General features: G+C 66.8%; 24 protein-coding genes and 1 tRNA gene. 20 read left to right on the forward strand and 5 right to left on the reverse strand.

Going from position 1 to position 25,514, the window contains the following annotated elements; translation table 11 throughout:
- From LRP66_RS07330 to LRP66_RS07375, 10 genes are all read left to right on the forward strand, one after another.
- Nucleotides 1-186, forward strand: a 186-nt coding sequence (locus LRP66_RS07330; RefSeq protein WP_230481852.1) for a hypothetical protein, incomplete at its 5' end; no start/stop codon positions are given.
- 319 nt (nucleotides 187-505) lie between these two features.
- Nucleotides 506-2,572 (forward strand): conjugal transfer protein TraG, encoded by a 2,067-nt coding sequence (locus tag LRP66_RS07335; protein ID WP_230481992.1) that lies wholly within the window; start codon nucleotides 506-508, stop codon nucleotides 2,570-2,572.
- Nucleotides 2,573-2,575: 3 nt separating this feature from the next.
- Entirely contained in the window at nucleotides 2,576-3,019 is a 444-nt protein-coding gene (locus tag LRP66_RS07340; RefSeq protein ID WP_058732921.1) for a hypothetical protein, read from the forward strand.
- Entirely contained in the window at nucleotides 3,016-4,020 is a 1,005-nt protein-coding gene (gene trbB, locus LRP66_RS07345) for a P-type conjugative transfer ATPase TrbB (RefSeq protein WP_230481853.1), read from the forward strand. The genes LRP66_RS07340 and trbB overlap by 4 nt, the downstream gene beginning before the upstream one ends.
- Nucleotides 4,017-4,358 (forward strand): TrbC/VirB2 family protein, encoded by a 342-nt coding sequence (locus LRP66_RS07350; protein WP_042485066.1) that lies wholly within the window; start codon nucleotides 4,017-4,019, stop codon nucleotides 4,356-4,358. Before trbB ends, LRP66_RS07350 begins: the two co-directional genes overlap by 4 nt.
- Nucleotides 4,355-4,639, forward strand: a complete 285-nt coding sequence (locus LRP66_RS07355) for a VirB3 family type IV secretion system protein (protein ID WP_058732923.1) — start codon at nucleotides 4,355-4,357, stop codon at nucleotides 4,637-4,639. Before LRP66_RS07350 ends, LRP66_RS07355 begins: the two co-directional genes overlap by 4 nt.
- Before the next feature lie 10 nt (nucleotides 4,640-4,649).
- On the forward strand, nucleotides 4,650-7,115 hold the full coding sequence (gene trbE / locus LRP66_RS07360) for a conjugal transfer protein TrbE (protein ID WP_230481854.1): 2,466 nt from the start codon (nucleotides 4,650-4,652) through the stop codon (nucleotides 7,113-7,115).
- A gap of 282 nt (nucleotides 7,116-7,397) precedes the next feature.
- Nucleotides 7,398-7,736 carry a helix-turn-helix transcriptional regulator gene (locus LRP66_RS07365; protein WP_058732925.1) on the forward strand — a complete coding sequence of 113 codons (339 nt, stop codon included), beginning with the start codon at nucleotides 7,398-7,400 and terminating at the stop codon, nucleotides 7,734-7,736.
- Nucleotides 7,726-8,400, forward strand: coding sequence for a type II toxin-antitoxin system HipA family toxin (locus LRP66_RS07370; RefSeq protein WP_230481855.1), 675 nt, complete (start codon nucleotides 7,726-7,728; stop codon nucleotides 8,398-8,400). The genes LRP66_RS07365 and LRP66_RS07370 overlap by 11 nt, the downstream gene beginning before the upstream one ends.
- On the forward strand, nucleotides 8,352-9,035 hold the full coding sequence (locus LRP66_RS07375) for a type II toxin-antitoxin system HipA family toxin (RefSeq protein WP_230481856.1): 684 nt from the start codon (nucleotides 8,352-8,354) through the stop codon (nucleotides 9,033-9,035). Before LRP66_RS07370 ends, LRP66_RS07375 begins: the two co-directional genes overlap by 49 nt.
- A gap of 128 nt (nucleotides 9,036-9,163) precedes the next feature.
- Here LRP66_RS07375 and LRP66_RS07380 read toward each other — a convergent pair whose 3' ends face one another.
- Complete coding sequence (locus LRP66_RS07380; protein WP_230481857.1) at nucleotides 9,164-10,114, reverse strand: serine hydrolase domain-containing protein; 951 nt, start codon at nucleotides 10,112-10,114, stop codon at nucleotides 9,164-9,166.
- Nucleotides 10,115-10,443: 329 nt separating this feature from the next.
- On the opposite strand from LRP66_RS07380, the gene trbJ reads away from it, so the two are divergent.
- The 7 genes from trbJ (at nucleotide 10,444) to LRP66_RS07415 (ending at nucleotide 15,968) form a co-directional block, all read left to right on the forward strand.
- A complete protein-coding gene (trbJ, locus tag LRP66_RS07385; protein WP_230481993.1) occupies nucleotides 10,444-11,196 on the forward strand; it encodes a P-type conjugative transfer protein TrbJ in 753 nt (250 codons plus the stop codon).
- Nucleotides 11,197-11,329: 133 nt separating this feature from the next.
- Nucleotides 11,330-12,616, forward strand: coding sequence for a P-type conjugative transfer protein TrbL (gene trbL, locus LRP66_RS07390; RefSeq protein ID WP_230481994.1), 1,287 nt, complete (start codon nucleotides 11,330-11,332; stop codon nucleotides 12,614-12,616).
- A gap of 3 nt (nucleotides 12,617-12,619) precedes the next feature.
- Nucleotides 12,620-13,450 (forward strand): conjugal transfer protein TrbF, encoded by an 831-nt coding sequence (gene trbF, locus LRP66_RS07395; protein ID WP_230481858.1) that lies wholly within the window; start codon nucleotides 12,620-12,622, stop codon nucleotides 13,448-13,450.
- Entirely contained in the window at nucleotides 13,447-14,283 is an 837-nt protein-coding gene (gene trbG, locus LRP66_RS07400; protein ID WP_230481859.1) for a P-type conjugative transfer protein TrbG, read from the forward strand. The genes trbF and trbG overlap by 4 nt, the downstream gene beginning before the upstream one ends.
- A 47-nt stretch (nucleotides 14,284-14,330) precedes the next feature.
- Entirely contained in the window at nucleotides 14,331-15,506 is a 1,176-nt protein-coding gene (locus tag LRP66_RS07405) for a TrbI/VirB10 family protein (RefSeq protein ID WP_230481995.1), read from the forward strand.
- A 1-nt stretch (nucleotide 15,507) separates the two neighbouring features.
- Nucleotides 15,508-15,738, forward strand: a complete 231-nt coding sequence (locus tag LRP66_RS07410; protein ID WP_042485086.1) for a DUF2274 domain-containing protein — start codon at nucleotides 15,508-15,510, stop codon at nucleotides 15,736-15,738.
- On the forward strand, nucleotides 15,735-15,968 hold the full coding sequence (locus LRP66_RS07415; protein ID WP_230481860.1) for a DNA-binding protein: 234 nt from the start codon (nucleotides 15,735-15,737) through the stop codon (nucleotides 15,966-15,968). The genes LRP66_RS07410 and LRP66_RS07415 overlap by 4 nt, the downstream gene beginning before the upstream one ends.
- On the opposite strand, the gene LRP66_RS07420 is transcribed toward LRP66_RS07415, so the two are convergent.
- Together LRP66_RS07420 and LRP66_RS07425 are read right to left on the reverse strand one after the other, a co-directional pair.
- Nucleotides 15,965-17,296 (reverse strand): type II toxin-antitoxin system HipA family toxin, encoded by a 1,332-nt coding sequence (locus LRP66_RS07420; protein ID WP_230481861.1) that lies wholly within the window; start codon nucleotides 17,294-17,296, stop codon nucleotides 15,965-15,967. The two genes, LRP66_RS07415 and LRP66_RS07420, sit on opposite strands and share 4 nt — an antisense overlap.
- A gap of 2 nt (nucleotides 17,297-17,298) precedes the next feature.
- Entirely contained in the window at nucleotides 17,299-17,547 is a 249-nt protein-coding gene (locus LRP66_RS07425; RefSeq protein WP_042485091.1) for a helix-turn-helix domain-containing protein, read from the reverse strand.
- Between the two features lie 525 nt (nucleotides 17,548-18,072).
- On the opposite strand from LRP66_RS07425, the gene LRP66_RS07430 reads away from it, so the two are divergent.
- The gene (locus tag LRP66_RS07430; RefSeq protein ID WP_230481862.1) at nucleotides 18,073-18,273 is read left to right on the forward strand and encodes a helix-turn-helix transcriptional regulator; all 201 of its coding nucleotides are present in this window, start codon (nucleotides 18,073-18,075) and stop codon (nucleotides 18,271-18,273) included.
- Between the two features lie 31 nt (nucleotides 18,274-18,304).
- On the opposite strand, the gene LRP66_RS07435 is transcribed toward LRP66_RS07430, so the two are convergent.
- Both LRP66_RS07435 and LRP66_RS07440 read right to left on the reverse strand, forming a co-directional pair.
- Entirely contained in the window at nucleotides 18,305-19,522 is a 1,218-nt protein-coding gene (locus LRP66_RS07435) for a tyrosine-type recombinase/integrase (RefSeq protein WP_230481863.1), read from the reverse strand.
- Nucleotides 19,523-19,672: 150 nt separating this feature from the next.
- Nucleotides 19,673-19,748 (reverse strand) — tRNA-Thr (locus tag LRP66_RS07440).
- Nucleotides 19,749-19,871: 123 nt separating this feature from the next.
- Between LRP66_RS07440 and LRP66_RS07445 the strand changes: the two genes are divergently transcribed.
- Both LRP66_RS07445 and LRP66_RS07450 read left to right on the forward strand, forming a co-directional pair.
- Entirely contained in the window at nucleotides 19,872-20,693 is an 822-nt protein-coding gene (locus LRP66_RS07445; protein WP_230481864.1) for a hypothetical protein, read from the forward strand.
- Nucleotides 20,694-20,770: 77 nt separating this feature from the next.
- The gene (locus tag LRP66_RS07450) at nucleotides 20,771-25,387 is read left to right on the forward strand and encodes an NAD-glutamate dehydrogenase (RefSeq protein ID WP_230481865.1); all 4,617 of its coding nucleotides are present in this window, start codon (nucleotides 20,771-20,773) and stop codon (nucleotides 25,385-25,387) included.
- The last annotated feature ends 127 nt before the right edge of the window (nucleotides 25,388-25,514 follow it).

Genomic DNA, 25,514 nt, shown 5'->3' on the forward strand with positions numbered 1-25,514 from the left:
ACGCCCCGACCGCCCATGACGAAAGGATGTCTATGGCAAGATAAAACCGCGGGGCTTGACCACCGCAACGAGAGAATACGCGCCAGCGACCCGGTCGATGCTCTGTTCGGCATGGGCTGCGACTACTTTACCCATTTCCCCGATGTCGACCAAGGGGGCGATGCACCGTCGGCATCGACAAGATAGTGTTTCGCTCCCCGGCAGCACCGGATGGAGCCATCCGAGAACGGCCGCCGGGTTTCCAGGGACCGATGCGACCACCATCGGCGATGGCCTCGTGCCGGTGCTTCGATGCCTGCATCGCTTGTAGCAGGCCCGTTGCCACATGCTTCGACTTTGCCTGCGCGACCACGCTGGTTCACGCGCTGGACACGGTGGACGCCGCGTCAATGTCCCCCGACACGTTCGTGCCGGCCCCAGCGAGGGTCTGATCGTGCGGCGGCGATGATGCGATCGTGGAGGCGGCCCGGAGGACAGGATGTCCGGTCCCGGGCTGGAGACGCTCGTGACACCGACCAAGTTGCTTATCGGACAGATCCTCGTGGTGCTCGCGATCATCGTCGCGAGTATCTGGATCGCGACGCAATGGGCCGCTGCTCGGCTCGCCTACCAGCCGCAGCTCGGCCCGCCCTGGTTCATCGCATTCGATCGTCCGATCTACCATCCGTGGTCGATCTTTCCATGGTGGTTCTCGTTCGACGCCTATGCGCCGGTCATCTTCGACGAGGCAGGCGCGATCGCTGCGGCCGGCGGCTTCCTGGGGTGCGGCGCCGCGGTCTTTGGATCGATCTGGCGGGCGCGGCAGTCCAGCAACCTCACCACCTATGGCTCGGCTCGCTGGGCGACCCGCAAGGACGTCGCGGCGGCCCGACTGCTCGGTGATCGCGGCGTCGTCCTCGGCCGGTTCGACGGTGACGATCTTCGCCACGACGGCCCCGAGCATGTCATGGCGTTCGCACCGACCCGTTCTGGCAAGGGGGTGGGCCTGGTCGTGCCGACGCTGCTCAGCTGGACCGGCTCGACGATCGTCCACGACATCAAGGGCGAGAACTGGCAACTGACCGCCGGCTGGCGCGCACGCTTCTCGCACTGCCTGCTGTTCAATCCGACCGATGCCCGCTCGGCGCGCTACAATCCGCTGCTCGAGGTGCGGCGCGGCGTGAACGAGGTCCGCGATGTCCAGAATATCGCCGATATCCTCGTCGACCCGGAAGGTGCGCTGGAGCGGCGCAACCATTGGGAAAAGACCAGCCATGCGCTGCTGGTCGGCGCGATCTTGCACGTCCTCTATGCCGAGGGAGAGAAGACGCTCGCCCGCGTCGCGACCGTCCTGTCCGATCCGCAGCGCAGCTTCGCTGAGACCCTGCGCCATATGATGGAGACCAACCATCTCGGCACCGATGATGCGCCCAGCGTCCATCCCGTCGTCGCCTCTGCTGCCCGCGAACTGCTCAACAAGAGCGATAACGAACGCTCGGGCGTGCTGTCGACGGCGATGTCCTTTATCAGCCTCTATCGCGATCCAACCGTCGCGGCCGTCACAGCCGCGTCGGACTGGCGGATCGTCGACCTCGTGGAGGCGGCGCATCCCGTTTCCCTCTACCTCGTCGTACCGCCGTCCGACATCAGCCGCACCAAGCCGCTCGTGCGGCTGATCCTCAACCAGATCGGCCGCCGACTGACCGAGGAACTCCATGGCCTTGGCAAAGACGGCGAAACCGGTGCCGCCGGTTCCGGAAGCCGCCCCGAAAGCAGACGGCCTCTCTTGATGATGCTCGATGAATTCCCGGCGCTCGGGCGACTCGATTTCTTCGAGACGAGCCTCGCCTTCCTGGCAGGCTATGGCGTGCGCGCCTTCCTGATCGCACAGAGCCTCAACCAGATCGAGAAGGCTTACGGCGAGCACAACGCCATCCTCGACAATTGCCATGTCCGCATCGCCTTCGCGACGAATGACGAACGGACGGCGAAGCGGATATCGGATGCGCTCGGCACCGCGACCGAACAACGCGCGATGCGCAACTATGCGGGTCACCGGCTCGCGCCTTGGCTGGCCCATGTCATGGTCAGCCGGCAGGAGACCGCACGTGCCCTGCTGACACCCGGCGAGGTGATGCAGCTCGCGCCGACCGACGAGCTCTTGCTGATCTCGGGTCATCCGCCGATCCGGGCCAGGAAGCTGCGCTACTATGAGGACCGGCGCTACACTGCGCGCGTCCTTCCGCCGCCGACGCTCGATGCAGGCGGATATCGCGACGTGCCCGCCACCCGCCCCGACGACTGGGCCGGCCGGGTATGCGGAGCCGACCTGCGGCTTGCGGTTAGCACCGACGCTAGCAAAGACACGGAGGAAGCCGGTCTTGAACAGGCCCGGCTTCCTGCCCACGAGGTCGAGCCGGCCATGATGGTCGAGCCGGAGATCGCCGACCCACTTGGCCTCGGCGATGACGATGGCGATCAGGCGGCCGAGCGACGCGCGATGGACCGTGCCCAGCAGGTCGGCACCGCTCGCACGGTCTATGGCCTCGACGCCGCCTCGGGCCGCCCCGACGACCTGCAGCTGGGGATTTGAGCGATGGACAAGACGAGCGACAAGGTGCGCCATCAACTCTTTCTCCCGAGACCGCTGTCCGACCGGCTGGAGGCACTCGCGGCCAGGCCCGGCGCGACCAAGTCGGCGATCCTCGTCGATGCGGTGACCGCCTGGCTCAACCGGCGCGGCGCCTCCGAGCTGGAGGACCGGTTCGCGATCCGGCTCGACCGGCTGACCCATGCGATTGGGCGGGTCGACCGGGACACCTATGTCATCCTCGAGACGCTGGCGCTGTTCATCCGGTTCGAGCTCTCGATCCAGACACCGCTCGCCGAGAACGATGCCGCCGGTCGCGCGCTCGGCGCCAAGCGCTTCGAGGCTTTCGTGACGCAGGTCGGGCGACAGGTCTCGACCGGACGCCGCTCGCTCGGCGGATCGCCGCAGGAAGCCGATACGATTCCTTCTAAGCGGGGAGGTGACCGATGAGCGCCCTGCTGTCCGCGGAGCGTCGCCGCCGGATGCTGATCACGGCGCTGGGGACCGACATCGCCGTGGCGATGCGGGATCCGCTGGTGGTCGAGATCATGGTCAATCCCGATGGTGCGCTGCGGCTCGACCGTCTCGGCGAGGGCCGGAGCGACACCGGGGTGCGGATGGCACCCGACCAAGTCGAGCGCATCGTCCGGCTGGTCGCCTCGCACGCCCGCGCCGAGGTCCATGCGGAGCACCCGATCATCTCGGCCGAGCTGCCGCCGCATGTCGAAGGCCATGCTGGCGAGCGGTTCGAGGGCGTGCTGCCGCCGGTGGCGCCGGCGCCCTGCTTCGCGATCCGCAAGGCCGCCACCAAGCTCCACACGCTCGACGACTATGTCGCCGATGGGCTGATGTCCGCGATTCAGGCCGAGGCGCTGCGTGGCGCGGTTACCCGGCGCGACAATATCCTTGTCGCCGGCGGCACCAGCTCGGGCAAGACGACGCTCGCCAACGCGCTCCTGGCCGAGATGGCCGAGGAACGCTCGGGGCAGGACGCGCGTGTCATCCTGATCGAAGATACGCGCGAGCTACAATGCCCGCTACCCGATACGGTGGCGCTGCGCACGCGCCCGCCGCAGGTGTCGATGACCCAGCTGGTGCGCTCGACGATGCGGCTGCGCCCCGACCGGATCATCGTCGGCGAAGTCCGCGGCCCCGAGGCGCTCGACATGCTCAAGGCCTGGAACACCGGGCACCCAGGCGGGGTCGCGACGGTCCACGCCAACAGCGGACAAGCCGCGCTCTATCGGATCGAGCAGCTCTGCCAGGAAGCGGTCGTCAACGTGCCGCGCCAGCTCATCGCCGAGGCGATCGACCTCGTCGTCTTCATCGCCGGGCGCGGTGTCGACCGTCGCGTCTCGACCATCGCGCGTGTCGCCGGGCTCGACCCCGATACCGGCGCCTACACGCTCGCCGACCTGTCCCCGTTCAACCCGAAGGAGACCCGACCATGACCCGTCTTTCCATCACGCGCCCGACCGCTCGGCGGAATCTCATCGCCGGTGCAGCGATCGGCCTCGCCCTGACCTTCGCGACCCAGGTCCAGGCGGCCGGCTCGGGCATGCCGTGGGAGGAACCGCTGCAACAGGTGCTCGAGTCCGTGCAGGGGCCGGTCGCCAAGATCGTCGCGGTGATCATCATCATAACGACGGGGCTGACGCTGGCGTTCGGCGAAACCGCAGGTGGGTTCCGGCGCCTCATCCAGATCGTCTTCGGCCTGTCGATCGCGTTCGCCGCGTCGAGCTTCTTCCTGTCCTTCTTCAGCTTCGGCGGCGGGGCGCTGGTCGCATGACCGCCCCGGCGACCGATACCGGTCGGCACCTCGATGGCTTCGAGGTGCCGATCCATCATTCGCTCGGCGCGCCGCTGCTACTCGGCGGCGCGCCCCGCGGGCTCGCGATTATCAACGGGACACTGGCCGCCGCGGTCGGCCTCGGCCTCCAGCAATGGGCGGCCGGGGTGCTGCTCTGGGCCGTCGGCCACAGCGCCGCGGTGATGGCGGCGCGCCGCGATCCCGACTTCGCGCCGGTCCTGCTCCGTCACATCCGCCAGAAGGGATATCTCGCATGCTGAGCCAGATGGCATGATGTACCTCGGCGAATATCGCGACCGTGCCGAGCGGCTCGCCGATCACCTGCCTTGGGCGGCGCTGGTCGCCCCGGGCGTGGTGCTGAACAAGGACGGCAGCTTCCTGCGGGTGCTCGCCTTCCGCGGCCCCGATCTCGAATCCGCCACCGAGGCCGAGCTGGTCGGCGCCTGCGCACGGGCGAACAACGCGCTCAAGCGTCTGGGCAGCGGCTGGGCTTTGTTCTTCGACGCCGAGCGGCGCGAGGCCCTGGCCTATCCCGACAGCGACTTTCCCGACCCGGCGAGCTGGCTCGTCGATCGCGAGCGCCGGGCGGCGTTCGAGGCCGCGGGCACGCATTTCGAGAGCCGCTATCACCTGACACTGACCTGGCTGCCACCGGCGGACACGGCGGACCGTGCCGGGCGGAGCCTAGTCGAGCGCCCCGACAGCGACCGGGAGCGCGACTGGCGGGGTACGCTCGCTTCGTTCGTCGCGGAGACCGATCGCGTGCTCGACCTGCTGTCGGGCGTCATGGCGTCGGTGCGTCCGCTCGACGACCGCGAGACGCTGACCTTCCTACATGGCACCGTCTCCGACCGGCGCCATCCTGTCGCGGTCCCTGAGACGCCGATGTATCTCGACGGCCTCCTCGCCGACACGCCGGTCATCGGCGGGCTGGAGCCCAGGCTCGGGCAAATGCATGTGCGCACGCTGACGGTGCTCGGCTTTCCGAATCTCAGCCGCCCTGGCATCCTCGACGCGCTCAACCACCAGGATTTCGGCTATCGCTGGGTCACGCGCTTCATCGCGCTCGACAAGACTCAGGCGACTAGGACGCTCACTTCGCTTCGGCGCCAATGGTTCAACAAGCGCAAGTCGATCACTGCGCTGCTGCGCGAGGTGATGTACAACACCCCGGCGCAGCTGCTCGACAGCGATGCCGACAACAAGGTCGCCGATGCCGACCAGGCGCTTCAGGTGCTCGGCGGCGACCATGTCGCCTTCGGCTATTTGACGACGACGATCACGGTCAGTGACCGCGATCAGGCAGCAGTCGAGGACAAGGTTCGCGCGGTCGAGCGGATCGTCAACGGACTCGGCTTCACCGCCAAGCGCGAGACGGTGAATGCGGTCGAGGCCTGGCTGTCGTCCTTGCCGGGCCACGCCTATGCCAATGTCCGGCAGCCGCTGGTGCACACGCTCAACCTCGCGCATTTGATGCCGCTTTCCTCCGTCTGGGCCGGCCCGGCCGGCAACGACCATCTCGCCGCGGTCACGGGCCAGGAAGCGCCGCCGCTGCTCGTCGCCAAGACCGCCGGATCGACGCCGTTTCGGTTGTCGACCCATGTCGGCGATGTCGGGCACATGATGGTGGTCGGGCCGACGGGCGCCGGCAAGTCGGTGCTTCTGAACCTGATCGCGCTCCAGTTCCGCCGCTATCGCCAAGCCCAGGTCTATATCTTCGACAAGGGCAACAGCGCGCGTGCGTCGGTGCTGGCGATGGGCGGGGCGCACCATGCGCTGGGCGCGGCGGAGGCGGACGGCACGACGCTCGCTTTCCAACCGCTCGCCGATATCGACGATGCCGCTGAACGAGGCTGGGCCGCCGAATGGATCGCGGCGCTGCTGGCGCACGAGGGCGTGCCGGTTACCCCTGACGTAAAGGACGCAATCTGGACTGCGCTCGGCAGCCTTGCCTCCGCCCCGCGTGACGAGCGGACCATGACCGGCATCGCACTGCTACTCCAGTCCAACGCGCTGCGCCTTGCGCTCCAGCCCTACACGCTCGAGGGACCGTACGGCCGATTGCTCGACGCGGCCGAGCAGCAACTCGACCTTGCCGATGTCCAATGCTTCGAGACCGAGGCGCTGATGGGCCAGGCCAGCGCGGTCGCGCCGGTGCTGACCTATCTCTTCCACCGGCTGGAGGCGCGGTTCGACGGGCGCCCGACGCTGCTGGTCCTCGACGAGGCGTGGATCTTCCTCGACCACCCGCTGTTCGCCGCGCGTATCCGCGAATGGCTGAAGGTGCTGCGCAAGAAGAATGTCGCGGTCGTCTTCGCAACGCAGAGCCTCGCCGATATCGCGGGCTCGGCTATCGCGCCCGCGATCATCGAAAGCTGCCCGCAGCGGATCCTGCTGCCCAACGACCGGGCGGTCGAACCGCAGGGCCATGACATCTACGCGCGCTTCGGCCTCAACGACCGACAGGTCGAGCTGATCGCCCGGGCGATCCCCAAGCGCCATTATTACCTGCAGTCTGCGCGCGGGAACCGGCTGTTCGAACTGGGGCTTGGTCCCATCGCACTCGCGCTTTGCGGCGCGTCGAACCCGGCGACGCAGAAGCGGATCAATGCTGTGCTCGCCGAACATGGCCGCGATGGCTTCGCCAGTGCCTTCCTTCGCGACGCTGGCCTTGATTGGGCGGCCGACCTCATGGCCGATGCCCCGCAGCCGGAACCTAGCGGAGCATCACTCTAGCGATGCAGAACCACGCGACGCCTGCTGCGGTCACAGCTAGGCTGCCTCGGTCTGAGATCATCGTGCATTCGAGATGCACGATAATGGCAAAAATCGATCGCCTTGGGCCTTTCTACCGCGAACAACGAGCCGTTGGCGATGGGACATGATCGATGGATGCATCCATCATTAACAGCATTACTGATGGATGCATGCAGCATAACGATTGACAATGGACGTTTGAGAGTGCATTTGCCGGATACATCACGCGTTAACCCGCCTGATGCCGGATGGGTGCCACAGATGCCTGCTTCAAAGAAGCGCAGTTACGCACGCTATACGATTGCCGCGGTAGAGCTTCTCGGCCTGCTGGTGCAGGTCGAGCGCAAGTCGCGCAGGATGACCGCGCAAGACATGGCGGACCGCCTCGGCGTCGACCGCAGCACCTTGCATCGGCTCGAACAGGGGGACCCGAAGGTCGAACTGGGACTTGCCTTCGAGGCGTGTGCCATCCTCGGCATTCCGCTGTTCGAAGAGGATGCACGAGGGGTGTCGATGCGGCTCGACGAAGCGGGCAAGCGCCTCGCACTGCTGCCTCGCCGCGTGCGGCCGAAGCCGTTGAGCATCAGCGATGACTTCTAAGCTGCCCCATCCGCGCGAGGCCTTTGTCTGGACCTGGCTTCCCGGAGCCACGAAGCCGGTCGTTGCTGGCTGGCTGGTATCCGACGGCGAGCGTATCCAGTTCATGTATGGCCGTTCGTATCGCGAGCGGACCGACGCCATCCCGCTTTATATGCCGGAACTCCCGCTCGTGGGCGAACCCATCGCACCCCTCGGCACACTTGCGATGGCGAGCGCGATCCGCGACGGCGCCCCTGACGCCTGGGGACGGCGTGTCATCCTCAACAGGACCTTCGGGGTCAAGGGCGACGACCTTGACGGGATCGAGCTGGACGAGCTGGTCTTCCTGCTCGAATCCGGCTCGGACCGGATCGGCGCCCTGGATTTCCAGACGTCTGCAACAGCATATGCTCCACGCGGCGGCAGGTACGCGACCGTCGAGGAACTGCTCGCGTCTGCGGAGAAGGTCGAGAAGAATCTGCCGCTCACGCTGGAGCTCGACCAGGCCCTCCATCATGGCAGTTCGATCGGCGGTGCCCGTCCCAAGGCGCTGCTCACGGATGGGGGGCAGAAATATGTCGCCAAATTCTCCAGCAGCGGCGACACCTATTCGGTCGTGAAGGGTGAATATATCGCGTGCGCCTGGCCGCGCTCGCTGGGCTGTCGGTCGCGCCGGTCCGGCTGATCCATGCTGCGGGCAAGGATGTGCTTCTGGTCGAGCGGTTCGATCGCGTGCCGACTGGGAATGACTGGCACCGCCGGGCGATGGTATCGGCGCTCACCATCCTTGAGCTCGACGAGATGCAGGCGCGCTATGCGAGCTATCAGGATCTTGCCGAGAAGATACGCTTCCGCTTCATCGATCCGACCGCGACCCTGCACGAGCTGTTCGCGCGGCTGACGTTCAACATCCTCGTCGGCAATGTCGACGATCATGCGCGCAACCACGCCGCGTTCTGGGATGGGGCGCAGCTCGCCCTGACGCCCGCCTACGACATTTGCCCACAGGCGCGAGCCGGCGAGGAAGCCAGCCAAGCGATGCTGATTGTGGGCCAGCACCGCTCGAGCCAGATCGCCACCTGCCTGGCCGCCGCCGGCGACTTCCATATGACGTCCGACCAGGCCATCGCGATCGTGTCCAGGCAGATCGAGACCATTGGCGCGCAATGGCTCGCGCTGTGCGACGAGTCGAGCCTGGGACCGGTGGACAGGGCGCTGTTCTGGGGACGGCAATTCCTCAATCCCTTTGCCTTCTACGAGCTTGAAGGGCCGGCGGCCGTACTCGCGGAGCGCGCCGCCACGATCCGCGGCCAAGTCTGAACCGATCGCGATTGGTCGCCTGCTACCGCTCGGCTAAACTGCAACGAAGACGAGAAGGACGTGAGCACGGAGCCGTCGTCCGCAGGACCGCGGCGGCGGCAAGGGCAGTCAGCATGACCTTGGTCCTGTCAGTTCATCTGGCCACGCAGGAAGGCGATCAGCTTCGGGTCGCTGCCGGTGCGTTCGAGGATGAGCAGGATGACCCGCCATCCGTTGTCGCTGTTGGTCAGGATCACGATGCCGTCGCCGCTCGCACGATCGATCGCGGCGAAGGTGAAGGCCCCGGCATCCTTGCCGGTGTGGAGCATCGTTGTGCCTCCGGGAAATCCGAGAAGCTGCCAGCCGAGGCCAAAGCCGGTCCAGGGTGGACAGCTGGCTGCTTTCGATCCGGCACATATTCCGGGCGTCAGATCGGCCTGCGATTTGCTGCGCTCCGCCGCGACGGACGCGACCAGGCCCCTGTCGTTGCGCGCATTGATGAGGAAGCGCGCGTAATCACGCGCTGTCGCGTGCGCGAGATCGGCAGCGTTGTAGCGCGTCACACGCTCTACAGGGAGCGGCTTGCCGGCGTCGTCGTAGGGCACGGCGATCGGCGCCGCCTCGCCTTGCGCCGACACATACCCGGAAGCGCGCATGTGGGCAGGTGCGAACAGCCAGCGGCCAGCCAGCGTCTCGAACGACTGCCCGGTGCGACGCTCGGCGTAGCGCGCGGCATATTGATACCCCTCGCCCGAATAGCCGGTCGTCGTGCCAGGATCATGATCGAACGCCAGCCCCTTGGCATCGCGCCAGTTTGGCAACCCGGTGCGATGGCTCAGCGCCATGCGGACGGTGAGCTTCATCCGCCGGGGATCACGCGACAGGTCGGGATCGCTCCAGTAGCGATCCATCGGCTCGTCGAGCGACAGCCTGTCGGCTGACACCAGGCGCAGGATGACTTCCGCCGTCAGCGGCTTCGTCAGCGAGGCGAGATTATAGGGCGTGGCGACGGTCGCCGCCCGGTTCGGCCCTGCCATGCCCCAGGCGCCCGTCGAGACGATCCGTCCGTTGCGGATCACGGCGACCGAAGCACTCTCCACGTGCAGTTCTCGGAGAGCCGTGGTCATATCCGGCAGAGAGGCGTTGGCTCTGGCGTCCGCCATCGAGGCGCAAGCTAGCAGCGCAATCAAGCCTGCGTGAACTGTCCGCTTCAGAAGATTGGCTGTATTGCTCATGTGCCACACATAGCGGCGTCGAAGTCTGGCCACAACAACTGCCGGGACTTTGGAGAAGGTTTCGTGATTGTCCCCACAAGGTCCCGTGCAGACCCCAGCCGGTATCTGACGCCGCGGCGCTGAGAGGCCGACACTCCATGCCGAGCCCGACCGCGATCGACGCGGGTGCGGGTGCCAAAGCACTGGAGATCGTCATGCCGTTCCTCGACCGCCGCCGCGTCATCGCCGCCATGCTCGCCGCCGCTGCCAGGGGCAGTTTCATCATGGGGGTCATGTCGGCGGCGACGCCGGCCCATGCGCAGTTCGGCGGGATCGTGTTCGATCCGCGAAACTATGCGCAGAACATCCTGACCGCCGCGCGCACGCTGCAGAGCGTCAACCAGCAGATCCAGCAGCTCCAGAATGAGGCGCAGATGCTGGTTGCCATGGGCAAGAACCTAAGCCGCATCGATTTCCCGCAGCTGGATGCACTCAAACAGAAGCTTGCCGAGATCGACCGGCTGATGGGCCGGGCGCAGGCGATCGACTTCCGGGTCGGCCAGCTCGACGACCAGTTCAAATCGCTGTTTCCTGCCGACTTCTCCTCGGCGCTCCGCACCGACACCCGCGTGCGGGATGCCCGCGCGCGGCTCGATGCCAGCATGGGTGCCTTCCGCCAGACGATGACGGTGCAGGCGCAGGTCGTCGAGAACGTCCGGGCCGACACACAGGCGCTCGCCGACATCGTCGCGCGCAGCCAAGGCGCGGAAGGCTCGCTCCAGGCACAGCAAGCCACCAACCAGCTCCTTGCCTTGACCGCCAAGCAGCAGTTGCAGCTCCAGCAGATGATGGCCGCGCAATTCCGTAGCGAGGCGATCGAGCAGGCACGGCGCGCGACGCAGGCACAGGAGGCACGCGCGGCGACCAGGAAGTTCCTCGGCTCCGGATCAGCCTACACGTCCCAATAGCCCCACGGCGTAGACAGGCTCGATCCGGCAAGTGGCCGGTGATGCCCCGATCATTCGTCGTCGTCGCAGGGCGCGGTCCCGCTCCCCACCGCGCCCCGCGACATTCTCGCCACGTTGCCAGGAAGAGGATCCCATGAACGACCTCAGTGTCATCGACCGCTTCCTGCAGGCGTTCATCACTTACATCGACAGCGGCTTCGGGCTGCTCGGTCCTGACGTCGGCTTCCTGACCGCAACGCTGATCGGCATCGACATCACGCTTGCCGGCCTGTTCTGGGCGATGGGCGGCGAGGACAATGTCATCGGCCGCTTCCTCAGGAAAATCCTTTATGTCGGCGCCTTCGCCTTCATCCTGAACAGCTTCTCTCGTCTCGCGGACATCATCTTCCGCTCGTTCGCGCAAGCCGGGCTGACCGCCGGCGGTGGCACGCTTTCCGCGGACGACCTGCTGAAGCCCGGGCGGCTCGCCGGCACCGGCTTCTCGGCGGCGTGGCCGCTGCTCGATCAAGCGAGCGAGATGGTCGGGTTCACGACCTTCTTCGACAATTTCCTGACGATCATGATCCTGCTGTTCGCCTGGGCGCTGGTGATCGTCGCCTTCTTCATCCTCGCGGTGCAGATGTTCGTCTGCATCCTCGAGTTCAAGCTGACTAGCCTGGCGGGCTTCATCCTCGTGCCGTTCGCGCTGTGGAACCGCACCAGCTTCCTCGCCGAGCGCGTGCTGGGCAATGTCGTCTCGTCCGGCGTGAAGGTGATGGTGGTCGCCGTCATCGTCGGGATCGGCTCCAACTTCTTCGCCGAGTTCACTGACGCCTTGCAGGGCCAGGAGCCCGACATCGGCCAAGCGATGAGCCTTGTGCTCGCCAGCCTGTCGCTGTTCGGCCTCGGCATCGTCGGGCCCTCGATCGCCTCGGGGCTGGTATCCGGCGCCCCGCAGCTCGGCGCCGGCGCGGCGCTCGGCACCGCGGTCGGCGCCGGCGGCATCGCGATGCTGGCGGGTGGGGCGGCCGTCGGTGGCGCCCGCGCCTTGGCCGGCGCTGCGCTGGGGGCGGTGCGTGCCGGCACCGCGATGGGATCGGCGGCGTCGGCCGCCGCGCAGCTCGGTCGCGAAACAGGAGGCTCTGTGGTCGGCGGCATGGCCGCCGCTGCCAAGGGCGCGGCAGCCCAGAAGGTCGAAAGCACCTTCGGGCTCGGCGCTGCCGCGGAGCGGGGGCGCAACGCTGCCTGGGCGGCGCTCAATCGAACCCCCGATGCGTCACCGGGCGCGAGTGACGCCGACGGCGGCACCCCCGCATGGGCGCGGGCGATGCGCGACCAGCAGACGAGCCGCCATCGCCGCCAGATCGCGATCCATACGCTCAGCCAAGGCGATCGTGGCGGCGGCTCCGCGATTCCCGACATCAAGGAAAGGAACGACTGAACCATGGTCTTCAAGCGAAGCGTGCAGCGCTACGGGCGAACGCCGCCGCCCGAGACGCCCTACCAGCGTGCCGGGCAACTCTGGGACGAGCGGATCGGCTCGGCGCGCGTGCAGGCGCGCAACTGGCGGCTGATGGCGTTCGGCTGCCTGTTCCTGACCGCAGGCACGTCGGCAGCCCTTGCTTGGCAATCGATGCAGAGCCGCGTCACGCCCTATGTCGTCGAGGTCGACAAGCTCGGCGAAGCGCGCTCCGTCCAGCCGGCCGACGTCGCATACCGGCCGACCGACCCGCAGGTGGCGTGGCACCTGTCGCGATTCATCACCAACATCCGATCGGTGTCGCTCGACCCGGTGCTGCTGCGCCGCGACTGGCTCGAGGCATATGACTTCGCGACCCAACGCGGGGCTCAGTTCCTGGGGGAATATGCCCGGTCGGCAGCGCCCTTTGCCCAGGTCGGCGACCGGACAGTGTCGGTGCAGGTCACCAGCGTCGTTCGCGCGTCCGACAAGTCGTTCCAGGTCAAATGGACCGAGACCATGTTCGAGCGCGGCAGCCAGGCCGGCGTCCAGCGCTGGACGGCGATCCTCACCATCGTCACGCGCGCGCCGACATCGGCCGATGTGCTGCGCAAGAACCCGCTCGGCATCTATGTCGACGCGATCGACTGGAGCCGCGAACTGGACACCGCGCCATCGTCGCCATCCCCACGCCCCGCCATTCGGTCGCCGGCGAACCTTCCATCGAGCCTTCCATTCGGATCACCGCTCGATCCTTCACTCGGCGCCCGATCCGGCGCGGTGAGCCTGTCCAACTCACAGGAGAAGAACCCATGAAATCCGTCATCTTGCCGGCCATCGCCACCATGGTCCTGGCCGGTCCCGCGTGGGCGCAGGATCGGGCCGCGGCACCGCTCAAGGCGGTGCGGTCCGCGACACGCAGCGCCACGATCGAGCCGGCAGCGAACGGGTTCGTCAGCGGCGCGCAGGTCTATCCGTTCACCGACGGCACGATCTATCAAGTCTATACCGCGCCGGGGCTGGTAACGGACATTGCGCTCCAGCCCGGCGAGACCCTCGTGGCGGTCGCGAGCGGCGATACCGCCCGCTGGGTGATCGGCGATACGACGAGCGGTTCGGGCGACGGCAAGCAGACGCACGTGCTGGTCAAGCCGGTCTCCGCAGGCCTGCTGACCAACCTGGTCATCACGACCGACCGGCGCGCCTATCATCTCAGGCTCGCCAGCACCCCGGCAACGGCGCTGTCCTCGCTGCGCTGGACCTATCCGCAGGACGAGCTGCTGGCCGTGCGACGCAAGGCGGAAGCCGCGCAGGCTGCGCCACCGGGGGCGACGGGGCTGGCGGTCGAGCAGCTGCATTTCAACTACGCGATCAGCGGCGACCGCCCGCCATGGCGGCCGCTGCGCGTGTTCGACGACGGGACAAGGACCTATGTCGAGTTTGCGGCTTCGCTGGCCAATGGCGATGCACCGCCCCTGTTCGTCGTCGACCCAGATGGGAAGGTGGAACTGGTCAATTACCGGCTGCGTGATCGCTTCTACGTCGTCGACGGGATCTTCGACGCGGCCGAACTCCGGCTCGGCTTGAAGAAGCAGCAGGTCGTCCGCATCAACAGGATCGGGCCATCCGCCCCGCGGAGGGGCGCATGAGCGAAATTGCCGAACCTTCGTCAGACGCACCTTCGCCCGCCGAAGCCATGCTCGACGCGCCCGCACCCGAAGCTCCCGCCCAGCCGCCGAAGGTCGACCCGGAGACATTGGCCATCCGTTCCCGTCCGGCACGCGCGATCCGCTTCCGCAAGGGTGCGATCATCGGCCTCGCCGCACTGGGCTCGGCCAGCCTGATGGGTATCGCGTGGATGGCGTTGAAGCCGCAGGTCTTCCGGCACGTCGCGCAGGACAGCGAATTGTCTCAGCCGATGGCAAAGCCCGCCGCCGACGCACTCTCTGGCCTCCCGGCCAGCTATGGCGATGCGCCCAGGCTCGGCCGACCGCTTCCCGGCGACCTTGGCCGGCCAATCCTGCGCGCACAGGAACGGGCCGAAGCGACCGTTGCCCCTCCGTCCGTCGATACGGTCGCGGCAGCACGGCAGCAGCGGATGGCCGACCTCAAGGCGGCGCGAGAATCGGGCCTGATGGCGCAGGTCACGACCGGCCATAGCGTGGTCACCCCTGCTTCCTCCGTCGGCCCCGAAGTCCCTGATGCCATCCCTGCGACGGCGACGGGGACGCGCAAGGAGCAGTTCGCCGCGGCCAGAGACACGGGCGGCGATCTCAACGTCGGCGCCCTCGTCACTCCTGCTTCGCCCAACAGCCTGCTGGCTGGCAGCGTGATCGCGGCAAGCCTCATCACCGGCTTGAGTTCCGACTTGCCCGGCATGGTCACCGCGCAGGTCACCCAGAACGTGTTCGATACCGTCACGGGGACGATCCTGCTCGTACCACAGGGTGCCCGGCTGATCGGCAAGTATGACAGCGTCGTCGCGTTCGGGCAGCGCCGTGCGCTGGTGATCTGGCAAAGGCTGATCCTGCCCGACGGCAGCTCGGTGCGGCTCGACAACATGCCTGCCACCGACCCGGAAGGCTATGCCGGGCTTGCCGACCGGGTCGATTTCCACACATGGACGCTGCTCAAGGGTGTCGCGATCGCGACCATGCTCGGCGTCGGTTCCGAGCTGTCGATCTCCGGCGGAAGCGACCTCGTGCAGGCGATCCGCCAGTCCGCCCAGATGAACGTCGCGCGGGCCGGCGACCAGATCACCCAGCGAAACCTCGACGTCCAGCCGACGGTCACGATCCGTCCCGGCGCGCCGGTCCGCTTGCTGGTGACCCACGATCTCATCCTCGCCCCTTATCCAAGAAGGACAAGCTGACATGGCCGATCTCAAGCTCGGCAAGCTGCCCGACCGCACGCCGGTCAAGCTGGCCATCACCATCACGCCGGACCTCCAGTCGTCGTTGCAGGCCTATGCTGCGGCCTATGCCTCGACCTACGGCATTGAGGAGCCGGTCACCGAATTGATCCCCGCGATGTTGTCGGCCTTTCTGGAGAGCGATCGGGCGTTCGTGCGCGAGCGCGACGCGCGAGTACGGGGGCAGAAATGATCGAGCGGGCATGGGAAAGGAAGATCAAGCCGCTGACGGTCCGCGTGGCAACGGCGGTTCGTATCACCGGCCTCAGCCGCTCGCGGATCTACGAGCTCATCCAGTCGGGCGACCTCGAGACGACGAAGGTCGGCCGTGCGACGCTGGTCCAGTATCGCAGCCTCAAGCGGTTGACCGACAATGAGGGTGGCGGAGAGGGGCATGCCGGACATGTTTTGCAACGCGACTAGCTTAGCTCCGTAAACGCCGTGTCGAGACGTGCCAGACGATCGGCGATCGCGCGGCTTACGCTGGCATGGACGTCGTCGGCGAAGTCGTCCGGCATTGCTTCCCGCGCGACGTCCGCGGCCGTGACGGCTTTTTTGCGAATGTCGGTGATGACCTTGTCGATAATGGTCGGGCCGATACCCGCGGCTCTCGCGGTCTGGACGAAGTGCCGGCCCAGGACTTCCTCGATCCGGTAATGGCGGCTGGTGCCCGCCGACATTGCCAACCGGAAACTCTTCTGTGCCAACTGTCCGCGATCGACAGCATCCTGGACGCTCAGGACATCGTAGAAGGGCGTCAGCTTGAAGCCGCCGCCCGGACGCAGGAAGAGGCTGAAGTTTTTCGCATGTCCGTCGGTCGCGCCGATGAGCCAGAAGATGATCTGGCTCGACAGGAATGTCGCCTGATCCTCGGTCGGATCGTCGCTGCCGCCGAGCAGTCTTATGATGTCCGCCGCGGCGGGACCACCTTCGCTTTGGTATTTCTGGGAGGATGGCACGCCGAGTGCCTGGCAGCAGTCTTCCTGCGGAACGCGCAGCAGTCGGCCATCGGCGAGCCATCGGCGATCGAACCGCTCTACGACCAGCGCGCGCCGCGCTCCGAAGGTGACGATCTCGGTTTTCGCGACCGGCAAGCCGAAGGCGCCCAGCAGCGCCAGGCAGTAATGCTCGTTGTCGACACTGGCGGTCATGTCGACCGTGCCGGTTGAGGTCGGAATCTCGCCGAGCTGAGGCTTTAGGATATGCGTTGTCGGAGTCGTTCCGATTGGACGCAGCCACTGGCCGTCGTGGCGCAGCAGTGCGGTCTTCTCCTGCGCACCCGCGATCGAGATTCGGAATTCCTGGCCAGGATCGATCCCGAGCGGCGCACCTTTGAGATTGTCGAGGAGGTGTTCGATATCCTCGTCGCTCAAAGCTTCGCCCCGTATATCGCCTATGGCGTCGATGGCCTCACCGTCGGGCAGGAACTGCATCGCACCGACACAATCCCGGCCGATGCGGGCCAAGAGACTGTACGGATCGGCACCTTCGGCACCCGTGCGCTCCGCCACGCGGCGTCGGATATCTACGCTGTCGGGAAGCAGGTTGTCGAAAACGGCGAGTACCGGCGCGCCGCGATAGGTGGTTGCACGAAGCGGCAGTGACAGCGAGGCCGCAAATGCGTGCTCCCACTCGAGCCAGCTCTGATCATAGCGGAACGATACGGCGCCACTCGTTTCCTTCTCGAGGCGGCCGACGAGGCGATTATTGATCAGCACGTTCAGGGGAACGTGGGTCTTGCGGCGCGCCATTGTCAGAAGATTTCGCTCAGGTCGGCGCTGCCCTTGCTGCGCGGTGCGATCTGCATGTCGAGGTCGAGCGCTGCCAGGATACCGAACAGGGTGTCGAGCTTCGTACCCGTCTGCCCACTTTCGATGCGGGAGATCGTCTTCTGCCCGGTGCCAACCAAGGCCGCCAGAGCCTGCTGGGTGAGGTTGCGCTTGGTTCGCGCGTTATGGATGAGCGCACCGAGCTGTTTGGGAGAGCGAGCAATGTGGGCCACGGGAGACGCCTTTCAGTGACGGCATACCCTATAAGGGATAAACTAGTGATATACCTTGAAGGGCATATTGTGTATTTATACCCTGCAGGGAGTAAATGCAAGTTATACCCTGTAGGGCATTATCAATGTTAAGGACTCTGGGCTATATCGCGCGTCCGCGAGGGTAGCGGCCAGAGGAGGAGCTATTCTCGTCAGCATGGCTGGACGACGACATGTAACGCGCGCGATTCTAACGTTTGCCAGCCTTGCCTTCACGCCCTTGCGCAGGTTTGGGCGGGGCGCCGTCGATATCCACCAAGCATTGCGACACTCGCGCTCTTTGCCTCAGGTCACAAAACAGAATGGATCCAGACGGAGCAGCTTGGCACCACGCCAGCGGCGTCGATGCCGTTCCTGCAGCATCGCGAGAGACGGTAGCGAATGTCCCTCGCGAGCACCCCGGAGGACCCAGAGAGGCTCTACTCCACTTAGCGGGGAAACAGGACCTTAGCGGTTCCCAACCGCAAAAACCGAAAGGTGGTACCCATGTCCGCTAATCCTGACCGCTTTCTCCGTCTGAACGCCGTCCTCGCTCAGACGGGACTTCGCCGTTCCACCCTCTACCGCAAGATGGCGAACGGCACCTTTCCAAGGAGCACTCAGCTCAGCACCCGCTGCATAGGTTGGCGTGCATCGGCCATCGACGAGTGGATGCGCAATCCCGCTTCCTACGATCCTGCGAAATGACGCCATCATCGCATGGCAGGCGTAGCAAGTCCTACGCTCGCTTGCGAAACTTGCCCTTGATGACGGCACCGCCGATCCGAAGTTGGTCGAGATAATCCGACCACCACTGCGCCATGCGCACCCGTTCCGCCCAGTGCGCGCCGCGATGATAGGCGGCGCGCACCTTGTCTTTCTCGCCATGGGCCAGCGCGCGCTCGATGGCATCGGGATGCCACAGCCCTGACTCGTTGAGGAGCGTGCTGGCCATGGCGCGGAAGCCGTGGCTGGTCATCTCATCGTTCTCGAACCCCAGGCGGCGCAGCGCGACGTTCAGCGTATTGTCCGAGATGCAGCGCTTAGTGGTATGAAGCGCCGGGAAGAGGAATTCGCTGTCCCGCGCCAGCGACCGCAGATCCTGCAAAAGGAACAGCACCTGCCGCGACAAGGGTACGGCATGCGGCTGCTTCATCTTCATGCGCTCGGCCGGCACGCGCCAGACTTTTTCGGCGAAGTCGATCTCGCTCCATTTCGCCTGCCGCAGCTCACCCGGGCGCAGGAAGACATGCGGCGCGATCCTGAGTGCATGCAGGGTCTCGGGCCGGCCCGTGTACCCGTCTATTGCGCGCAGCAGGTCGCCGACTTTCTTGGGCTCGACGATCGCCGCATGATGCTTGACCCTGGGAACAGTAAGGGCGCCGCGCAGGATGTCGGCTGGATTACGCTCGGTGCGCAGGGTCGCGAAACCATAGCGGAAGACACGGCCGGCGAAGGAGCGGAGCCGAAGCGCCGTCTCATGATGCCCGCGACGCTCGACCCGCTTCAGCACGTCGAGAAGCTCATGCGGGGTGATCGCCGCGATCGGACGCTTGGCGATGCCATCAAGTAGTTCGAGGAACCAGCGCGCTTTCTTGATGGTAGCGGGGGAACGGCCCTCGCGCTCCATCTTCTCGATATATTCCCCGGCGACGAGCGCGAACGTCGTCTGCGCCGCCAGTTCGGCCTTCAGCCGCCGCTGGCGCTTTTCCTCGACGGGATCAATCCCGTCATCGAGTTCGGCCTTGGCCTCGTCGCGCTTCCTGCGCGCCTGCACCAAGGTGACATCGGGGAAACTGCCCAGCGAAAGTTTCCGCTCGATGCCGCAGCACCGGTAGCGAAAGCGCCAGAGCAGGGCGCCGGATGGCTGCACCAGTAGATACAGGCCGTCCGAATCGGCCACCTTGTAGGGACGCTCTGCCGGTTTCAGCGCCCGGATCTGCACAACCGTAAGCATGGGGCCACGCCTCCTGCAACGTTCGTGGCCCCATGATTCGTGGCCCCTTTTGAGTGGGCCACGGCGGAACATAATGAGATTTCACGGGACCGCCGAGAGGCAGTTTACCGCAGATTTCTGCGGTTTTCCAGGTTTGTTCCGAGGACGTGATGGTGCCGCTTACAGGACTCGAACCTGTGACCCCCGCATTACGAATGCGATGCTCTACCAGCTGAGCTAAAGCGGCCCGTCATCGGTCGAACCGGCTGGTGTCCGGTCGAGGTGGGCGCGCCTAACAGATCGATTGGGGGCTGGCAAGCAGCTTTGCGATCTTTACGCAGGATTAACTATAGGTCGGCATGACCGGGCCATGGCCAGAAAGACACTCATCGGCAGTCCGTCCCGCCCCGAACGTCCTTCGGGAGGCGATGCGCCCGCCGACCGCAGCGATGACGTGATGCTCGACCTGGGCAGTGTCGAGCGGCGGCTTCATGCGCGCGCCTATCATCACTGGGCGTCGCTGGTCGGAGAGGCGCGGTTTCCGATGATCGCCGCGCTCGAGGCCGAGGCGATCGGGGACTTTTCGGCCAATTCGGTCCTGCTCGACTTCCGCGAGGATCGCGCCGACCCCGCCATCGCCTATATCGGCCAGGCGCTGCGCGACGAGTGCGGCATGGTCGACGCGGTCGCGCGGGTCGCCGACCTGCCGGAGCGGTCGCTGCTCGCGCGGCTGACCGGGCATTGCGAGCAGATCCTGCACGATCAGGCTCCCGCCGGGTTCGAGGCGGAGTTCGTCAACGAACTGGGCCGCACCATCCTGTACCGGGCGATCCTGCTGCCCTATTCCTCCGACGGTTTGATGATCGACTTCGTCCACGGTGTGGTGAGCTGGAAGGAGCGGGCGGACCCGTTGCTCCAGGCGACGCTCGACTCGGCGCTGCTGCAGGCGGTGGACGGCCAGCACGCGCCGCCGCCGCATGACGCGGGCCGAAGCCTGTGGAAGTTGGCCGAAAAGCCAGAGGGCGGCGAGGAAGCGGTGATCGCGACGATCGACCTTCCCATCGACGCCGCGCCGGGCACGCCGGTGGTGATCGTGGGCCATGTCGACGCGCTGGGCGCGCTCGCGATTACCGGAATGGTCAGCGACGATCCCCGGCTCGCTGAAAGGGTATTGCGCGCGACGCGTCGATAATTGCGCTGCGGCGCAACATCTTTTCTCGGGTGTCAAAGGCTTGAGCGGCGCGAAAGCCGGGCCTAGGACTTACGGCCATGGCACCGAATATGTCGCATCCGATGGCCGACGCGATTGCCGCGCGGCTCACCCAGGGCGCCCTTCCGGCGGAGTTGCAGGGGTTCGGCCCCGCGGAGGTGGCTGCTGCGGCGGCCTTCGTCGCGGGCGTGGCCCAGCGGCGGGTGCCGGGCGAGCCCTCCATCGCGCTGGAGCCGATGTCGGGCGACGATACGCATCGCCGGATGCGCCTTGCCATCGTCAATGACGACATGCCCTTTTTGGTCGATTCGATCGCGGCGATGGTCGGCGCGGACGGAATCGCGATCGACCGCGTCATCCACCCGGTCCTGCCCGTCCTCCGCGACGGCGAGGGCGAACTTCAGGCGATCGGCGCACCCGGCGGCCGGTCCGAATCCTTCATCTATCTGGAAATGGAACGCGCCGATGCGCGCGACCGGCGCGGACTGGTCGATGATCTGCGGGCGGTGCTGGCCGATGTGCGCGCCGCCGTCACCGACTGGTCGGGACTGCAGGATGCGCTGGCCAGCGATGCGACCACGCTGGGCGAGCGCAATGGCGAAGGGGCGGCGCTGCTGCTGTGGTTCCTCGGCGGCAAGCTGACGCTGCTCGGCCATGAGAAATGGTTCGAGGATGGCCGCGACGCCCCGGCGTTGGGCATCGCGCGCACCCCGCGCAAGCTGCCGCTGCTGGCCGATATCTCGCGCCAGCGTGCGCTCGACTATTTCGCCGAGGGCGGCGCGGCGCCGTTGCTGCTCAAGTCGAACGCGATCTCGACCGTGCATCGCTCGGTGCCGCTCGACCTGGTGCTGGTGCCGATCATGGAGGGCGGCCGCGCGGTCGGCCTTTCCATCCATGCGGGACTGTGGACCAGCGCCGCGCTCGCCAGCCCGCCGCACGAGGTGCCGGTGCTGCGCACCCGGCTGGCCGCGCTCCAGGCCAAGTTCGGCTTCGACCCGCGCGGGCATACCGGCAAGGCGCTGACCCATGCGCTGACCGCGCTGCCGCATGATCTGGTCACGGCCTTTCCGGGCGAAGCGCTGGAGCAACTGGCGCTGACCGCCATGTCGCTGGCCGACCGTCCGCGCCCCGAGCTGGTGCTGATCCGGTCGGTGTTGCAGCGGCATCTGTTCGCCTTCGTCTGGCTGCCGCGCGACGAGCTGACCACCGCGCGGCGCGTGGCGATCGGCGATATGCTGGGCGAGGCGGCGAACGGCTCGCTGCTCAACTGGTCGATCGCGCTGGAGGACGGCGTGGTCGCGCTGATCCGCTATACGATCGATCTTCGGCAGGATGGCCGTCTGCCCGACACGAACATGCTGGCCGAGCGGCTGCGCAAGATGGTGCGCGGCTGGATGCCCGATGTCGAGGCGGCACTCGCGGAACAGGTGGCGGCGCCGCGTGCCGCGCGCCTCGCCCTGCGCTGGGCCAACGCCTTCCCGACCAACTATCGCAACGTCAGCGAGGCGTCGGAAGCCGCCGCCGACATCCTGCGCCTGTCGTCGCTGGACGATGAGGGCAGTCGCTCGGTCCGCCTGTTCCCAGTACTGGCGGGCGCGGACCGCCAGTTGAAGATCTACAAGCTGAACGGCGCGCTGCCTTTGTCGGACGCGGTGCCGGTGCTTGAGAATTTCGGGTTCCGCGTGATCGGCGAGCTGCCGACGCGGCTGCGCGACGATGCCGATCCCTTCGTCCACGACTTCATCGTCGAGACCGAGGCGACCACCGAGCCCAAGGGCGCGGCGGTGCTGGAGGGGGCGATTGCCGCCGTGCTGGAGGGCGCGGCGGAGAATGACGCGTTCAACCGCCTGATCGTCGATGTGGGTTTGAGCCCGCAGGCGGTGGTGCTGTTCCGCGCCTGGTTCCGCTATCTGCGCCAGGCGGGGTTGCCTTATGGCCTGACCACCGTGGTCGATGCGCTGCGCCGGGCGCCCAGGCTGGCCACCGCACTGATCGAGCGCTTCACCGCCGCGCATGACCCGAAGGCGGGCGGTGATATCGCCGCCGCCGATGCCGCGATCGCGGCGGGGCTGGATGCGGTGTCGGCGATCGACGACGACCGCATCCTGCGCAGCTTCCGCGACATGATCGCCGCGACCTTGCGCACCAACGCCTTTGCCGAGGCGGGCCGGGAAGCGCTGGCGTTCAAGCTGGACAGCCACAGGATTCCGGGGCTGCCCGCGCCGTTGCCCTGGCGCGAGATCTGGGTCTATTCGCCGCGCGTCGAGGGCATCCATCTGCGCGCCGGACCCGTCGCGCGTGGTGGCCTGCGCTGGTCGGATCGCCGCGACGACTTCCGCACCGAGATCCTGGGCCTGATGAAGGCGCAGCGGGTGAAGAACGCGGTCATCGTCCCGACGGGTGCCAAGGGCGGCTTCTACCCCAAGCAGCTGCCGTCGCCCGTCACCGATCGTGACGGCTGGGCCGCCGAGGGCAAGGAAAGCTACCGCGTGTTCATCCGCGCGCTGCTGTCGATCACCGACAATATCGTCGAGGGCGCGGTGGTGCATCCCGAGGGCGTCCGCGTACTGGATGGCGAGGATCCCTATTTCGTGGTCGCCGCCGACAAGGGCACCGCGACCTTCTCCGACGTCGCCAATGCGCTGGCGCTGGAGCGTGGCTTCTGGCTGGGCGATGCCTTCGCCTCCGGGGGCAGCCAGGGTTACGACCACAAGGCGATGGGTATCACCGCCAAGGGCGCGTGGGTTTCGGTGCAGCGTCACTTCGCCGAGCGGGGCGTCGACGTGCAGTCGCAACCCATCCGCGTCGTCGGCTGCGGCGACATGTCGGGCGACGTGTTCGGCAACGGGATGCTCCTGTCCAGGGCGATCAAGCTGGTCGCGGCGTTCGATCATCGCCACATCTTCCTCGATCCCAACCCCGATCCCGCCGCGAGCTGGGACGAGCGCGCGCGCATGTTCGCGCTGCCCCGGTCGAGCTGGGCGGATTACGACACCAGCCTGATCTCGCCCGGCGGCGGCGTCTTCCCGCGTTCGGCCAAGACGATCGCGCTGTCGGACGAAATCCGCGAGGCGCTGGGCATCACCGCCACCTCGCTGGAGCCCGCCGCGCTGATTTCGGCGATCCTGAAGGCACCGGCCGATCTGCTCTGGTTCGGCGGCATCGGAACGTACATCAAGGCGGCGGCGGAGAATAACGTCCAGGTCGGCGATCCGGCGAACGACCGCCTGCGCGTCGATGCGGAGGATCTGAGGGTCATCGCGATCGGCGAGGGCGCGAACCTGGGCGTGACCCAGGCCGCGCGAATCGCCTTTGCCGAGCGTGGCGGGCGGATCAACACCGACTTCATCGACAATTCGGCGGGCGTCGACTGCTCGGATAACGAGGTCAACATCAAGATCGCGCTCAACCGCGAGATGATCGAGGGCCGTCTGGCGGAGGGTGATCGCAACACGCTGCTCGCGTCGATGACCGATGACGTGGCGCATATCGTGCTGGAGGATAACCGGCTCCAGACGCTGGGCCTGTCGATCGCCGAGGCGGACGGGGCGGGCGCGATGCCGAGCTATGTCCGCGTGATCGAGATCTTCGAGAGCGCCGGGCGGCTCGACCGCTCGGTCGAGGGGCTGGGCAGCAACGACGTGCTGTTGCGGCGAGGACAGGACGGGCAGGCGCTGACCCGGCCGGAACTCGCCGTGCTCCTGGCGACGGCCAAGCTGACGTTGCAGGATGCGATCGAGAACAGTCCGTTGGCGCTCGACGACGAACTGCGGCCCGATCTGCACGCGGCCTTCCCGACCGCGATGCGCGAAGCCTATGGCGAGGCGATCGACCAGCATCGCCTGCGCGGAGAGATCGTCGCGACCAAGCTGGCCAACCGGATCGTCAACCGGCTGGGCATCCTCCACCCGTTCGAACTGGCGGAGGAGGAAGGCGCGGCGATGGCCGATATCGCGGCGATGTTCGTCGTGGTCGAGCGGCTGTTCGACCTGGGCGGGCTGTGGACCGCGATCGAGACGGCGGCGATGCCCGAGGCGGCGCGGATCGCGCTGTTCGACGAGGTGGCGCGGGCCGCCCGTTCTCAGATCGCCGACCTGCTTCGCGCCATGCCGGCGGGCACGGCGCCGGGGGCCGCGCTGGAGCGGTTGCAGCCGGGTATCGCACGGTTGGCGGCCGAAACGCCCGCACTATTGCGCGACGAGGCCAAGGCGCAGAGCGCGCGCGTCGTCGCCGCGCTGGAAGAGGCGGGGGCGCCTGCCGATCTTGCGGCGCGGGTGGTTCGCGTGTCCGAGCTCGACGGTGCGGTCGGGCTGGCCGATCTGGGTCAGCGCCTGTCGCTCGACGAGACGCGGCTGACCCATGCCTTTACCCGCCTGGGTCAGGCGCTTGGCCTCGACTGGGCGCAGGGGCAGGCGGCGCGGATCAACCCCAGCGATCCGTGGGAGCGGCTGCTGATCGCTGGCCTCGCGCGCGATTTCCAGCAGCAGCGGCTCGATTTCCTGGGCCGTGCGGGCGCGACCGATCCCGAAGCGGCGGTCGAGGCCTGGCTGGAGCGCAACGCCGCCCGAGTGGGCCAGTTCAAGGCGGTGATCGACCGCGCGCGCCTCGCGGCCCAACCCAACGCCGCGATGCTGGCCCAGATCGCGGGCCAGGCGCGCGTGCTGCTCGGGCGATAACCCGTTCCCCGGCGAAGGCCGGGGTCCGGTTTCTCTGCCGTGCAAGGCGCGCAAAACGCCGCGTGGGAGGCCTCTCCCGCGCGGCGTTTTTGTTCGCGCGGAGGCGCGGAGGACGCAGAGATGAATT

Source organism: Sphingomonas sp. Leaf21, from assembly GCF_916858675.1.
Lineage (GTDB): Bacteria > Pseudomonadota > Alphaproteobacteria > Sphingomonadales > Sphingomonadaceae > Sphingomonas.